Origin of the sequence: Campylobacter sp. 2352 PW (assembly GCF_024723575.1) — a bacterium.
GTDB lineage: Bacteria > Campylobacterota > Campylobacteria > Campylobacterales > Campylobacteraceae > Campylobacter_D.
In genome coordinates, this window is the sequence record NZ_JANQCX010000006.1 from 1 (window position 1) to 14,572 (window position 14,572).

Consider the following 14,572-nt stretch of genomic DNA (forward strand, 5'->3'; position numbering starts at 1 on the left):
TTATCAATTTTATAATCTTTTTGTCTTTTGTGGAATTTTAAAATTATACAAAAAGTAAATATAAATTTTTAAAAAATAAACAATAAAAGCAATAATAAACACTACAAACATCAAATACCTACCAAAAAAGCATTATATTTATAAAATGAATATCAATATTCTAATTTATTTTATATATTTTTATTGATTTTTGATAAATTCAGAAAAATTTATGAAACTTTTATAAAAAATTGTTATATAATACTCAATAAGTTTATAAACAAAACTTAAATAAAACCCACAAGGAGTACATCATGGGAACAAGAAAAGAACACGACTTTATTGGCGAGTTGGAAATTTCTGACGAGGTTTATTATGGAGTGCAAACTTTTAGAGCACTAGAAAACTTCCATATGAGTGGCAGAAGATTACAAGATTATCCTTATTTTGTAAAAGCTTTCGCTCAAGTTAAAAAAGCAGCTGCTCTTGCTAACAAAGAAGTTGGGGTTCTTGATGCTGACAAAGCTGATGCTATTGCTAAAGCTTGCGATAGATTGATTGCTGGTGAATTTTTAGATCAATTCGTAGTAGATATGATCCAAGGTGGTGCTGGTACTAGTACAAACATGAACACCAACGAAGTTATCACTAATATCGCTCTTGAAAGTATGGGACGCAAAAAAGGTGAGTACCAATATCTTCATCCAAATGATCATACAAACTTAGGTCAATCTACAAATGATACTTATCCAAGTTCAATCAAAGTAGCTACCTATGCAAAACTTACTGATCTTTTAAAAGCTATGGAACTTTTAAAAACTGAATTAGAAGCTAAAGCTAAAGAATACAAAGATATCATTAAAATGGGTAGAACAGAGCTTGAAGATGCGGTTCCTACTACTTTAGGAAATACTTTCAACGCTTTTGCTAGCTATATTAAAAGTGATATTGAAAAAATCACAGCAGCTCGTGAGTCAATGAGTTATTTAAATCTTGGTGCAACAGCTATTGGTACAGGAATTAACTGCCACCCTGATTACAAATTTGTGGTTGAGAAAAAATTAAAAGAAATTACTGGTGTTGAATTTAAACCAGCTGAAGATTTTATCGCTGCTACTCAAGATACAGCTGACTTTGTACATGTAAGTGGCGCGTTAAAAACTGCGGCAGTGAGATTATCTAAAATTGCAAACGACTTAAGATTAATGAATTCAGGCCCAAGATGTGGTTTAGGTGAAATTAATCTACCAAAAATGCAACCAGGTAGCTCTATCATGCCAGGTAAAGTAAATCCAGTAATTTGTGAAGCAGTAGGTGAAGCTTGCTATGAAGTTATAGGAAATGATGTTACTATTATGCTTTGCTCTGAAAGAGGAGAATTTGAACTTAATGCATTTGAACCAGGTATTGCTTATGGATTATTTAACTCTATAGTATTACTTGAAAATGCAATGAAATCTCTAGCTGAAAAAGCTGTAAGAGGCTTAACAGCAAATCCTGAAGCATGCAAACAATCTGTACTTAACTCAATCGGTATTGTTACAGCATTTAATCCTGTTTTAGGATATGAAAAATCTGCAAGTATTGCTAAAGAGGCTTTAGAAACTGGTAAAGCAGTTGGCGATATTTGTCTTGAAAGAGGATATCTTCCAAAAGAAGAAATTGAAAGAATTTTAACACCAGAAAATATGTTAAATCCTCATATGACAGAGAAAAGAAAAGCTTAATAACTTAGGAGTTTAATCATGGATATTATGATTATTTTACAACTTGTTGTCTTTCTTGGGGCAATATTCATAGGTATCCGCCTCGGTGGCATAGCAATAGGCTATGCCGGAGGTTTGGGTGTAGTTATTTTAGGTCTTGTTTTAGGTATGAAACCAGGTAATATTCCTTGGGATGTTATCTTAATCATTGCTGCAGCAATTGCTGCGATTTCTGCTATGCAACAAGCAGGTGGTTTGGATTATATGGTAAAAGTTACCGAAAGAATTTTACGTAAACATCCAAGATTTATCAATTACCTTGCACCAGCTTGCGGTTGGTTACTTACTATTTTAGCAGGTACTGGTAATGCGGTATTTTCATTAATGCCTGTTGTTATTGATGTTGCAAAATCACAAAACATCAAACCATCAGCTCCACTTTCATTAATGGTTGTTGCTTCACAAATTGGTATTACAGCTTCTCCTGTTAGTGCCGCTGTTGTTTATATGACTGGTGTATTAGAACCACTCGGTTGGAATTATCCTGCATTAATTGGTATTTGGATTGTAACTACTTTTGCTGCTTGTATGATTACAGCTTTCATTGTAAGTTTAATCACTCCAATGGATCTTAGCAAAGACCCTGTATATCAAGAACGCTTAAAAGCTGGTCTTGTAAAAAGCGCTTCTGATGTTTTACAAAGCGAAGACAAACCAGGCGCAAAACTTTCAGTTGCTATTTTCTTATTCACAGTATTAGCGGTTGTTCTTTATGCTACAGCAATTTCTAATAATATCAAATGGATTGATCCAGTAGTTATCCCAAGAGATGCTGCAATTATGAGTTTCTTATTAACAGCTGCAACTTTAATTACATTCTTATGCAAAGTTGAACCTGCAAAAATTTTAGATACAAGTGTATTTAAATCAGGTATGACAGCTTGTGTATGTGTATTTGGTGTTGCTTGGCTTGGAAATACTTTCGTTGCGGGTCATGAAGCAGGTATTAAAGAAGTAGCAGGTGAATGGGTTAAACAAACTCCAGCTATGCTTGCAGTTGCATTCTTCTTTGCTAGTATGCTTTTATACTCTCAAGCAGCTACTGCAAAAGCTATTGTTCCAGTTATCATCGCTGCATTAGGAATTTCAGCTACAAATCCTGCAGATTCTTATATGCTAGTTGCTTGTTTTGCTGCTGTTTCAGCGCTTTTCGTTCTACCAACTTACCCTACTTTATTAGGTGCAGTTCAAATGGATGATACAGGTACAACAAGAATTGGAAAATTCATATTTAACCACGCATTCTTTATCCCTGGTGTATTAGCTATAGCTATAGCTGTTGCTCTAGGCTTCTTAGCAGTAGGAATGCTTTAATACTTCAACTTTCCACGTTTAAAGTGGAAAGTTCTCTTTTTACTTATTAACCAATTTTAAGTAGAATATTTTTTTAATTTTAAAGAATCAAAATGACAAAATTATCCTTAGATAGAAAAAATATAAGAATTTTATTTATAGGTTATATCCTAGTTGCACTTTTTGGTACCTTTATTTTAATGCTTCCTATTATGCACACTAAGCCCATATCTTTTCTAGATGCATTTTTTACTAGTGCCTCAGCTGTAAGCATGACAGGACTTATTGTATTAAACACTTCATTAGATTTTAGCTTTTATGGGCAACTTGTTATCTTATTGCTTATTCAAATAGGTGGCTTAGGTTATATGAGTATAGCTATGGCTTTATATATTTTAGTGCGCAAAAAGATGAGTTTTGGAGAAAAAAATCTTTTAAGAGAATCCTTGATCTATCCTGAAGCTGATGGCCTTGTAGGATTTTTAAAAAAGGTTTTGTTTTTTGCATTTGCTATTGAGCTTTTAGGTGCTCTATTGTTATTTTTAAGATTTAAGCTTGATATGAATTTAAGCGAAGCTCTATGGGCTAGTGCTTTTCACTCTATTTCTGCTTTTAATAATGCAGGATTTAGTATATTTGAAAGTGGTTTAATGCCTTATAGAGATGATTTTTGGATTAATTTTGTTATCACATCTTTAATTATCATTGGAGGTTTAGGGTATTTTGTATTATTAGAATTATACTTTTTTTCTAAAAAACGTTTTGCAAGCTTAAGTTTGCATACAAAACTTGTTTTAATTTCTACTGTTATATTGATTGTTTTTGCAAGCTTGGTAGTCTTTTTATTTGAATACCATAATCCAAAAAGCATAGGAGAATTTTCACTTTTTGATAAAATTATGAGTGCATATTTTACAGCGGTAAATTACCGAACAGCAGGGTTTAATACTCTTGATCTTAGCGCCTTTAAAGATGCAAGTTTATTTTTTGGATCTTTATTTATGATTGTAGGTGGTGCACCTGGTGGAACAGCTGGGGGTATTAAGGTAACTACAATTGCTGTATTGCTAATCTATGCTTATTGGAGTATCAAAGATAGTAATGCAAGAATTTTCAACTTTGAAATTCCCACAGAAACTATCAATAAAGCTTTTATTATAGCGGTAAGTTCTATTGTATATATCATCACTTGTGTATTAATTTTATCCTTAATTGAAGATGATAAAAGCTTTTTACCCTTGCTTTTTGAAACAAGTTCAGCGTTTGCTACAGTAGGAGTTTCAGTAGGAGATGGTGGGACTTTATCGCTTAGTGCACTTTTTAACTCTGAAAGTAAATTACTTATTATATTGTTAATGCTTAGTGGTAGAGTGGGTGTGCTTGCATTTTTATTTAGTATATTTTTTAAAGAAAAAGAAAAATATTTGAATTATCCAAAAGGAAAGATAATATTATGAAAAAAGAAACTTATGGTATTATAGGACTTGGAAGGTTTGGTTCAGTTTTAGCAAAAGAGCTTATTGATCAAGGTAAAAGAGTTATTGTTTCTGATATTGATGAAGAAGCGGTTAAGGAATTACAAGATCATGCAGATTTTGCTTATATTTTAGATTCTACTCATACTATAGCCTTAAAAGAAGCAGGTTATGCAAATGCTGATGTTGTCATACTTAGCATAGGTGAAAATTTAGAATCAAGCATACTCACTTTCATGGCTTTAAAAGAAATAGGAGTAAAAAATATCATTGCCAAGGCAAACTCTTCAACACATGGGCAAATTCTTTCAAAACTTGGGGTTAATAAAGTCATCTATCCTGAAAAAGAATCAGCAAAGCGTTTGGCTAAAATTCTTATCACTAATCCAAATTTTGAGATTATAGATCTTTCAGCCAATACTATCAAAGTAGCAAAACTTTTAGTGGATGAAAACTTAGCAGGAAAAACTTTGCAATCTATTGGTCAAAACTTAAAAGTCATTGCGCACAAACAGCATGATACTTGGAGTATTATGCCAAATTTAGAAACTACCGCTTATTTGAATGATATACTAATGCTACTTGGCACTCAAGAAGAATTAAATCAATATGAATATTAATAATTTAAAGCTTATTTTTAAGCTTTAAATTTACACTTAAACCACCTTTCATCTTCCATTAAACATTCCATATATTATTTTACCTATTACCTAATTTATAAAAACACATAAACTATAATTAAATATATTTTTTTAATAAGTTATTTTAAGATTATAACAACTATTATCAAATTTATATAAAAACTCTATATTATAATTATTTAAAGAATATAATAAGATATTTATACTCTTTGTTTATTACTATATATAAGTTTAGTATTTATACTTTATATACCAAATATAATAAATACAATTTATATGCTTATATAAATACTATTTTTTCATATCTACAAACACATTAAACAATATAATAAAGTATAAATATAAAAGCTATAAAAGTCTATTAGTCCATTGTCTTAAAAAAGTAAATAAAAGTAATTTTTTGTTTTATGTAAATAATAATAAATATATATGTATTTTTTTAATAAAAAATAAAAGTAATTTTGATTATAGTTTATAAATAATTATTATATTTGATAGTTTTTTGGCTATTTTTTAATCTTTTTATAACTTTTTTATCACTTTTGTATTTTTTGTGTTATCATATTCTCATCACAGATAAAAATTAAATGTAGGTTATGGGGGGGGGATATGAAAAAAACATTTTTACTTGTTTTACTCATTCACACTTTTCTTTTTTCTCAAATAATGATTTTAAAAAATCAAGATAAAATCATTATAGATAATAATCAGGTTCTTGCGCTTAATTATGTAAACCATGATCAAAAGCAAATACTTAAAGAGTATAATAATAGTATTGACCCAAGAGTCAAAAAGCTATTAGAAGAAAAACCAAATAAAGATTCTAATCTTAGTAAAGAAGATGAAGCATTATCTAATAAGGTTATTAATACTATTCAAACCATAGGTAATGTATATAATGCCAAAGATGATAAAGAAAGAGATGAACTTATAAGAGATTTAGCAAGCAATTATTTAAGCTTACAAGCTAATACTTTAATACAAGAATATTTACACTCTCTTAATCACTCCATTAGTAGTGAGTTTAATCTAAACTATAATGACAGAGGTGGTTTAAGTGGTAATGCCAAAGTTCTTTTACCTATTATGAGTGAAGATAACCCAAAAATATCTTATTTTTTACAAAGCGGTATAGGTGGATATGATAATAATAGAATCATAGGTCACTTTGGTGGTGGTATAAGATATTATCCTAATGCACTAGCATTAGATAATTCAGGTAATATCATGCTAGGATTAAATTTAGTTTATGATCATGATTTTAGTAGAGAGCATAAAAGAATGTCTTTGGGCTTTGAAAGTATGTTAGATACATTAGCTTTTCATGCTAATATTTATCAAAGACTAAGTGATTGGATTAATAGTTATGATTTTGATAAAGATTATATATTAGAACGTCCTGCTAATGGTTGGGATATGGGTGTTAAATATGCTTTTCCTTCTATGAGCAATGTAGCTGTTTTTGCTAATATGAGTAAATGGTATGGAGAAAAGGTTGCTCCATTTGGTAATGTAGGCTGCTTTGAAGATTTAGAAAAAAATCCTTTAGTGTATGAAGGAGGTATTACTTATTCACCTTGTCCAGCATTAACTTTTTCATTAAGCCATAAAAGAAGTAATGAAAGTGATAAACAAGGCACAAATATAGCTATGAATTTTAATATACCTTTAGATAAAGATGCCCTCAAACATGCTTTTGATCCTAAATTTGCAGGTATAAATAATACTATTGAAGGCTCTAGAACTCATTTTATAGATAGAGATTATTCTATGGTACTTGAATATAAAGCCATTAATAATGCTTATCATATTTCTTATTGTGGAAATTTAGGAGATAATACTCATTGTATTATGCTAAAAAATGGTTTTAACCAAGCAGTTAAAAATGTTGCTATGAGTGTAACTCCTGAACAAAAAAGTGTAATCTTAAAAAATGGAAATCATTATATTACTAATGATAGTGGAAAGGTTTTTGTAAAAATAATCCATGCTTATGGAGTCCATCAAACCAATTTAATTGCTAAAGCAGGGAATGCTCAAGAAAGTTTCCCTATTACTATTATAGCTCCAAAAGAAGACTTTAGGATATTTGCCAAACCTTCTAATATACAAAGATATGAAAAATCTCTAATCACATTTGCAGGAAGTGATTTGGCAAGTGATTTAGATATAAATTGGAAATTAATTGGCAAAGGAAGCTTAGAAAAAACTCCAAATTCAGATAAAACAGATAAAGATGGAAATTCAAACATTATCTATAAGCCTGATGCAAATATGAAAGATAAAGAAAAAGCAACAATCATTGCTAATGTATTAGGAGTTACTTTAAAAGCCTTTGTTCAAATAGCAATTTATGGAGATAATGATATTATCTTAGATAAAACTACTATAGGTAATAAAGAAAAAGCTCATGCAAGCTATAAAAACTTAAAAGCTAATTCTACAAAAGTTAAATGGAGTATACAAGGAGATAATGCTTTATTTATAGATAAAGATAAAACTACCAAAGAGCTTAATTTAATAGCTGATGAAAATGGTGAAAGTAATGTAGAAATCATAGGACTTAGTGGAAATGAAAAAGTAAAAATCATTGCTAAGAATATGAGTGATGAATTAGTAAAAGAAAAAAGTAAAGTTTTAGAAGTTAAAAATTATACAGCTACTATGGAGCTTCCTACTGGAAAAGATCCTGTGACTCATCAAGACTTTGAAAAGGGAATGATTGATTATAAAAGTAACTTTGAAGTAAAACTTAAAGGTTTAATGCCAAAAACAAAAGTTTTATGGAAGGCTAAAGATATACAAAGCAATAAAACTTTAAGAATTAGTAATGACAAAGAAAGTACAGCTGATGATAAAGGTGAAAGTAAGGTAGTATTTGAAGGAGTAAAAGATTTTAATATTAAAAGATTACAAATCATTGCTACTTATAATCAAAGCACAGCTAGCACTCAAGAAGTAAGTGGAGAGATCAAACTCCACCAATACACCCCAAGTATTAGTTTTAGTAAAGATAAAATCCATGCTTATGAAAGTGAAAACATCAAAGCTTTAAAAGATTCAAAACTTGATCATGTAGAAGTAACTTTAAAAGGGGGTAAACCTAATGAGAAAATAGAATGGAACTTAAGCGGAGACGCTACTTTAAGTAATCAAGAAGCAGTATTTAATGCTAGTGGTGAAGTTAAAGCAGTTATTACTTCTAAGACTCCATTTAAAGCTAATCCTACAATTAATGTTAACACCCTGGGTCAAAACCTAAGTAAAACTATTATTTATGATGTAAAAACATATACACCTAGTGTAACTTACCCAAGCTTTAAAGCTCAAGAAAAAACTATAGATTATATAGATAATTTTAATATTAAAGTAAGTGGTTTATTACCAAATTCAACCATTGATAATATCAGTGGAAGTAAAGGAGTAAAAGCTAAAAAAGAAAGCTTTAATGTAAATGATAAAGGTGAAGCTACTTTAGAGTTTGAAGGTATTAGTGATTATAGTGTTAAAGAACTTACTATTAAGTTTAGTTATATCAAACAGGGTAGCGTTAAAGAGGAACTTAATTTAGATAAAATCAAACTTTATCAATACAATTTACAAATACAATCAAACCGAACATGGTTTTACAATAAACTCGATGAACAATCTGAAATAAAAATTACTGGTGGACGTTTAAATTCTGAAATCACATGGAACATCCAAGGAGATGGGATAATAATCAATAAAGATAGCAAATTCAATTCTCAGGGTGAAGCTAGAGCAACTATTACTTCTAAGGCTCCATTTGAAAATGAAATAACAATAAATGCTTCAACACTAGGAAAAAAAATGGATCAAAAAATTTCCTATAAATGGGAAAAATTTTTCTTGCCAAAAATTATGTTTCCTTATGGTTTATTATATCCATATGAAGTTTATTATGTAAAACATTTTCCGGTAACAATAACTCATTTAAAGCCAGGATTTATTAAAGTTATACTGCCAGATGGAGTTAAAAGTGAAAAAGATCTTAGCAGATTATACACCAATGGAGAAACAACCATAAATCTATATGTTGATGACCCACATCTTAGATATTTTAGAATAGAACTTGAATGTGAATATAGAGAAAGTACAAGTGAATTAAAAAAATTTAAATCTGATGACGTTAAAGTACTGTTCCCAGAAGTTGATTTAGATAGAAAAGAGTGGAGAGTAGGATACAATCCTATGTCTCTTTTTTCACAATTTTCTTTAAAATTTAAAGATAAAGACATAAAAAATCCTCCAGATTGCAGGATAACTTCGTATGAATTAAAAAAATATATGTCCAGTGTATCAAGTGGAGGTATAGGATTTAATTTCATTACCTTTGTTAATAATGACGCTGCGGGACACTATGATGAAGGTAAAATCAACTTCTCTTGTTTTGGCGGAGAACGAAATTTTGAATTTACTGTACAAGGAATATAAAATTTGCCATTTTACAATTTTATGCAATTTCTATCTCTGTTGGCTCAGCTTTCAGAGGTAGATATTAAAACTCTTATGGAATATAAAGATTTATTGTTAAAAGCATTGTCATCTTTAAATGAATCAAAAACATTTGATGTAAAAGAATGTACACGACTTATCAGTACTCTTGAAGAAACTTTTTTAGATAAACTCCAAATAGAAGAAAGCAAAAAGAAAGAAATTTGCAAAAATATCATCAAAATACTAAAAAATCATTGGAAAATGTTTTTTGAAAGCTAGATGGTGTCAAGGGGGAGACTTGAACTCCCGACCTCCGGCTTATGAGACCAGCGCTCTAGCCAGCTGAGCTACCCTGACATAAAAAGAAGTTAAAATTATACTTTATTTTGCTTAACATTTTATAAAACATTTATTTTATAAATTTTTCAACTTTTTTGTGATAAAAATATGAAATTATATTAGAAAGGATTTTTATGCAAATAAGCTCAAGTTATAGCAATGCTTTTTATACACAAAATCCTTATCAAAACAAAGACAAAGAAGAAATCAAAGAAAACATTTCTGAAAAAGAAAATCCACAGCAAACAAAAGAAGATAAAAACGATCAAGAAAAAGAAGAAAAAACTCAAAAAGTCAACGGCAAAGACTTAAATGCTGAAGAGGTAAAACAAGTACGAGAACTTGAAAAAATCGACAGAGAAGTAAGAGCTCATGAAGCAGCTCACCAAGCAGCTGGTGGAGCTTTGGCTGGTGCTGCGAGCTTTGGCTATACAAGAGGTCCTGATAATAAAATGTATGCAGTCGAAGGAGAAGTGCCTATAAGAATGCAAAAAGGCAATACTCCTGAAGAAACTATAGCAAATGCCATGCAAGTAATTGCTGCAGCTATGGCGCCAGCTGATCCTAGTCCACAAGATTACAAAGTAGCAGCCAATGCTATGCAAATGCAAAATGACGCGCGCGCCGAACAAGCTAAAATAAAGGCAGAAGAGTTAAAAGCACAAAATGAAAAAAGCGAAAATGAGAATGAGGAAAAAACAAATTCAAATTCCAAAGCTATAAAATCATACACACAAAATGTATCACAAGATTACATAGGAAGTCAGTATAACAAAAGCGCATAGTGGCAGAGAGGAAGGGATTCGAACCCTCGGTGAGTTGCCACACACACGCGTTCCAGGCGTGCTCCTTCGACCGCTCGGACACCTCTCTAAAATTAAAAATTATAACTTATTTTTTTAAATTTATAATAAAAATTTTATAGACTTTCTGGGTATTTAATCTTGAGTATAAAATTTACAGTCAAGATATGATTAAACTTTATAATGTTAAAATAAAAATAAAATATTTATTTTATTATTTAAAAACAAAAAGAGAATAGTTATGATAAAAAAACTACTTATACTTTTTTTAAGTCTTGTTTATACTTATCAAGCACATGCTGTTTTAAACAAAGAAAGTCTTGGAGAAGGCTTTGGAAATACAAGAAGCGAAGCGATTAAAAACGCTATTAATGACGCTTTGGGGAAAACAGAAGGTTTAAAACAAGTCAAATTGAAAAAATTTGAGTTTAATTTTAATGGAAATTTTAATATAGGCTATGATGAAGAACTTGACTTTGTCAGCAATGGTGTTTTTAATAGTTATGATATAAAGTCTCTAACCCAAACAAATCAAAATGAATTTCACGTAAAAGTTTTAATCTATAAAAAACTTTATAGCGACAAAAGTCTTGAAAATAAAAGCTCTCTAATCATCATTAATAGAATCAAAACTGGACTTTCAGCCAAATTTGAACAAGAGCTTTTAAGTGTTTTACTTCAGAATAAAAAATTTAAAATCTTAGACAAAACAAATCTTGATCTTTATAATCAGGAAAAATTTTTACTTTCTAAAAATTCAAGCGATGAAGAACTTGTAAAGCTTTATAAGACTTTAGAAGCTGATTTTTTACTCATTTTAAACCCAAAAATAAAACAAATACAAAATGAAAACAACACTCAATCTTATGATATTATCATTGATTATCGCTTAATAGAATTTGCTACAAATGAAAGCAAATCTTCTAATACATTAGAGTTTAAAATGAGCTCTACAAGTAGTTCAAGCAGACAAAAAGCTCTTAGAGGTATTGCTACAAAAATTACTGAAGATATTTTTAAACATTCTAAAGACAATCAAGAAGAAACAAAACAAGACTTGGATACAAATCATCAAATCAACGATGAAGATGAAGTTAATTTAGGTTTTTAGCCTCTAAAAACTCACACCTTTTACAAAGCTCAGCTTTTAAAATTCCTTGTTTAAAACCTTCTTTTAGTTCTATATATAAAGAGGAATTTAAAAGCTCATTAAAATCTTCTTCAAAGCAATTTCCAAGTTTTATATCCCCTTTAGTATCCAAACAACAAGACACTAAAGTCCCATCACTTAAAATAGCAATTTGCCCATTTAAAGCATGACAATATCCATTCTCTCTAACAATCTCATCTTTCAAAGAAGGCCATTTAAAAAGTCTAGCTTGGTGTAAGATAATATGCCTTTCTAAGCGATTTTTAGCTTTTTGCTTTTGAATTTTTATTTTAAAAATTTGCTCTAAAAAAGCATAAATTTTCTCATTTTCTAAAGGCGGGTTGAAATTTTTATCTAAATTCCAAAGTCTTAAGTTGATAAAAGAATTATTTTTATTTTCCAAGTGTAAAAAAATAAGTTTCAAAATAGGTTCAAAATATTCTTTTAAACTCATTTTACTTTGAGATAAAAAAGCACCTAAGGAAATATTGATTTGTCGTACGTTTTTAGAGTCTAAAATGAGTTTTATCTTCTCACCATCAAAATAAAACCCACTTGTAGTAAGCTCTATTTGCATATTAAATTTTAAAGCTATTTTTAGATACTCTGTTAAATTTAAAATCCTTAAAGGATCTCCAAGCACGTGAAAAGTAAAAAGCTTGGCATGATTGTGCACGCTTTTGCAAACTTTTTCAAAATTTTCAAGGCTCATTTGTTTTCTTTGGGCTTTTTGACTAGGACAAAAATCACATTTTAATCCACAAATATCACTTAATTCTATATAAATTTTCTCAAAATACATAATCACTCTTTTTAAAAAGCTCAAGTGTTTTTAGAGCAAGTTTTGAAAGAGCAAGATGCTCTAAGTCTTTATAAGAAAACGCTTTTGCTTTTAAATCTTCAAAATCATTATCTTTTAAAAAATACACCTTAGCATTAATTTTATATTTAGTATAAGAATGTTTAAATTCTCCTATAAATTTTGCTTTTTTTTGATTTTTATATTCTAAAAAATTATACATATTAAAATATAATTTTTCCTCACTTTTAACAAGCAAGAATTGCTCGTTTTTTTGCACTATAAGTATTTTTAAAACAATGTTTTCATATTGAATTTTTTTAGATGAGTTAAATTTTTCATATTCATTTTTTCCAGCGCAAAAACACCTTAAAGGACAAATTTCACATTTTACATTTTTAGGCAAGCAAACCAAAGCCCCTATATCTAACAAAGCTTGGTTATGATCAAATGCATTGTCATAGTTTAAAAATTCTTTTGCCTTTTGTGTTAAAAGTTTAGAATTTGGATTTTGCAAACTATAAAATCTACTCAAAACTCTTTTAATATTTGCGTCCACAAAAGACTTAGCTTGCAAAAAACCAAAGCAAGCTATAGCGCCAGCTGTATATTCTCCAATACCAGGAAGTTTTTGAAGCTCTTTAGTATTAAATGGTAATTTTGCATCAAATTCTTGCATGCAAATTTTTGCGCATTTGTGCATATTTCTAGCTCTAGTATAATACCCAAGTCCTTGCCAAGCTTTTAAAACCTCATCTTCACTTGCCATAGAAAGTGCTTTTAAAGAAGGAAATTTAACTAAAAACTGAAAATAATAATTTTGCAAAACACTTTTTACCTGAGTTTGCTGAAGCATAATCTCACTAACATAAACAGCATAAGCAATATCAATATTTTTTAGTTTTTTTAAATCATCCTCGCTACCATATTTTCTATACTCTTCGTGTAAAATACGCCAAGGAAGGCTTTTTCTGCCATTTTGTTCATACCATTTTAAAATACTTTTATGAATTTTTTGCATTAAGACTTTCTTTATTTTTTAAAAATTATACAATCTATTCTTAAAGGCTTTATGTTAAAATTAAAAAAATATTTTCAAAAAGGAGCAACAATGAAAAGTTTTTTAAAAGGCTTAGGCTTAGGACTACTTTGTTTAGTATTATTTGTGCTAGGAGTGGTTTTTAACACTGAATTTTTAGGCTTAAAAAATCACGATAAACAAAATATAGAATTTTCAAGAAGCATAGAAGTATCCAATGAAATCATGCCAAATATCTTTAATGCTACTTTAAATTTTAGTGCCAGCGAAGAACTTAGTAAAAAAACTATTGTTTCTAGTGAAGAAAAAAATCATATTGCTAAAACATTTAAAGAAATCTCAGATCGTATTGCTAAAGAAAATTATTGCAAAGGTGGAAGTTATACTTTAGAACCAAGTTATAATTACTATCAAGGAGTAAAAACATTAAATGGATATAGATTACACTCTAATTTTACTTGTCAAATCCCGCAAAACAAAAATAAAGACTATGAAAATCTTATAAAAGATATAGAAAATATTAGCGCTACCAATGCTTTAATTTCTTTTAACACCAAAGCCTTACAAGCTGGCTTTGATGAGGCTATTTTAGAAGCAAACAAAGAAGATTTATATGATCTTGCATTTAAAAAAGCTTTTGAAAAGGCTCAATATTATTCTAAAACTCTAACAAAAACTTGCATGATAAAAAATATTCATTTTGATAGTTGCAATATTAAATACAACTCCCCAAATTTAGCAGCTAGTGCAGATAATGTTGTATTGCCTATTATTAAAAGTGAAAAACAAAACTTAAAAGCTAATGTACTTTTTGTTTGTCAATAAATTTC

At 29.4% G+C, this 14,572-nt stretch carries 11 protein-coding genes and 2 tRNA genes; 9 read left to right on the plus strand and 4 right to left on the minus strand.

Features of this window, described 5'->3' with window-relative positions; all coding sequences use genetic code 11:
• Positions 1 to 293: 293 nt before the first annotated feature.
• From CAMP5121_RS04330 to CAMP5121_RS04355, 6 genes are all read left to right on the plus strand, one after another.
• Complete coding sequence (locus tag CAMP5121_RS04330) at positions 294 to 1,706, plus strand: aspartate ammonia-lyase (RefSeq protein ID WP_337214892.1); 1,413 nt, start codon at positions 294 to 296, stop codon at positions 1,704 to 1,706.
• Positions 1,707 to 1,724: 18 nt separating this feature from the next.
• A complete protein-coding gene (locus CAMP5121_RS04335; protein WP_263679748.1) occupies positions 1,725 to 3,059 on the plus strand; it encodes an anaerobic C4-dicarboxylate transporter in 1,335 nt (444 codons plus the stop codon).
• A 92-nt stretch (positions 3,060 to 3,151) separates the two neighbouring features.
• On the plus strand, positions 3,152 to 4,495 hold the full coding sequence (locus CAMP5121_RS04340; protein ID WP_337214893.1) for a TrkH family potassium uptake protein: 1,344 nt from the start codon (positions 3,152 to 3,154) through the stop codon (positions 4,493 to 4,495).
• Positions 4,492 to 5,133 carry a potassium channel family protein gene (locus tag CAMP5121_RS04345; RefSeq protein WP_263664328.1) on the plus strand — a complete coding sequence of 214 codons (642 nt, stop codon included), beginning with the start codon at positions 4,492 to 4,494 and terminating at the stop codon, positions 5,131 to 5,133. The genes CAMP5121_RS04340 and CAMP5121_RS04345 overlap by 4 nt, the downstream gene beginning before the upstream one ends.
• 630 nt (positions 5,134 to 5,763) lie before the next feature.
• Positions 5,764 to 9,609: an inverse autotransporter beta domain-containing protein gene (locus CAMP5121_RS04350; RefSeq protein WP_337214894.1), complete on the plus strand. Its 3,846-nt coding sequence runs from the start codon at positions 5,764 to 5,766 to the stop codon at positions 9,607 to 9,609.
• Positions 9,610 to 9,612: 3 nt separating this feature from the next.
• On the plus strand, positions 9,613 to 9,891 hold the full coding sequence (locus tag CAMP5121_RS04355) for a hypothetical protein (RefSeq protein WP_337214895.1): 279 nt from the start codon (positions 9,613 to 9,615) through the stop codon (positions 9,889 to 9,891).
• A gap of 1 nt (position 9,892) precedes the next feature.
• Here the strand turns inward: CAMP5121_RS04355 and CAMP5121_RS04360 are convergent.
• A tRNA-Met gene (locus tag CAMP5121_RS04360) sits at positions 9,893 to 9,969 on the minus strand.
• Positions 9,970 to 10,085: 116 nt separating this feature from the next.
• Between CAMP5121_RS04360 and CAMP5121_RS04365 the strand changes: the two genes are divergently transcribed.
• The gene (locus CAMP5121_RS04365; RefSeq protein WP_337214896.1) at positions 10,086 to 10,736 is read left to right on the plus strand and encodes a putative metalloprotease CJM1_0395 family protein; all 651 of its coding nucleotides are present in this window, start codon (positions 10,086 to 10,088) and stop codon (positions 10,734 to 10,736) included.
• Here the strand turns inward: CAMP5121_RS04365 and CAMP5121_RS04370 are convergent.
• A tRNA-Ser gene (locus tag CAMP5121_RS04370) sits at positions 10,737 to 10,824 on the minus strand.
• A 171-nt stretch (positions 10,825 to 10,995) separates the two neighbouring features.
• Between CAMP5121_RS04370 and CAMP5121_RS04375 the strand changes: the two genes are divergently transcribed.
• On the plus strand, positions 10,996 to 11,865 hold the full coding sequence (locus tag CAMP5121_RS04375) for a hypothetical protein (RefSeq protein ID WP_337214897.1): 870 nt from the start codon (positions 10,996 to 10,998) through the stop codon (positions 11,863 to 11,865).
• Here CAMP5121_RS04375 and CAMP5121_RS04380 read toward each other — a convergent pair.
• Together CAMP5121_RS04380 and mutY are read right to left on the minus strand one after the other, a co-directional pair.
• The gene (locus CAMP5121_RS04380; RefSeq protein WP_337214898.1) at positions 11,849 to 12,706 is read right to left on the minus strand and encodes a radical SAM/SPASM domain-containing protein; all 858 of its coding nucleotides are present in this window, start codon (positions 12,704 to 12,706) and stop codon (positions 11,849 to 11,851) included. The two genes, CAMP5121_RS04375 and CAMP5121_RS04380, sit on opposite strands and share 17 nt — an antisense overlap.
• A complete protein-coding gene (gene mutY, locus CAMP5121_RS04385; RefSeq protein ID WP_337214955.1) occupies positions 12,696 to 13,739 on the minus strand; it encodes an A/G-specific adenine glycosylase in 1,044 nt (347 codons plus the stop codon). Before mutY ends, CAMP5121_RS04380 begins: the two co-directional genes overlap by 11 nt.
• 75 nt (positions 13,740 to 13,814) lie before the next feature.
• Between mutY and CAMP5121_RS04390 the strand changes: the two genes are divergently transcribed.
• Entirely contained in the window at positions 13,815 to 14,567 is a 753-nt protein-coding gene (locus tag CAMP5121_RS04390; RefSeq protein WP_337214899.1) for an SIMPL domain-containing protein, read from the plus strand.
• Positions 14,568 to 14,572 lie beyond the last annotated feature (5 nt).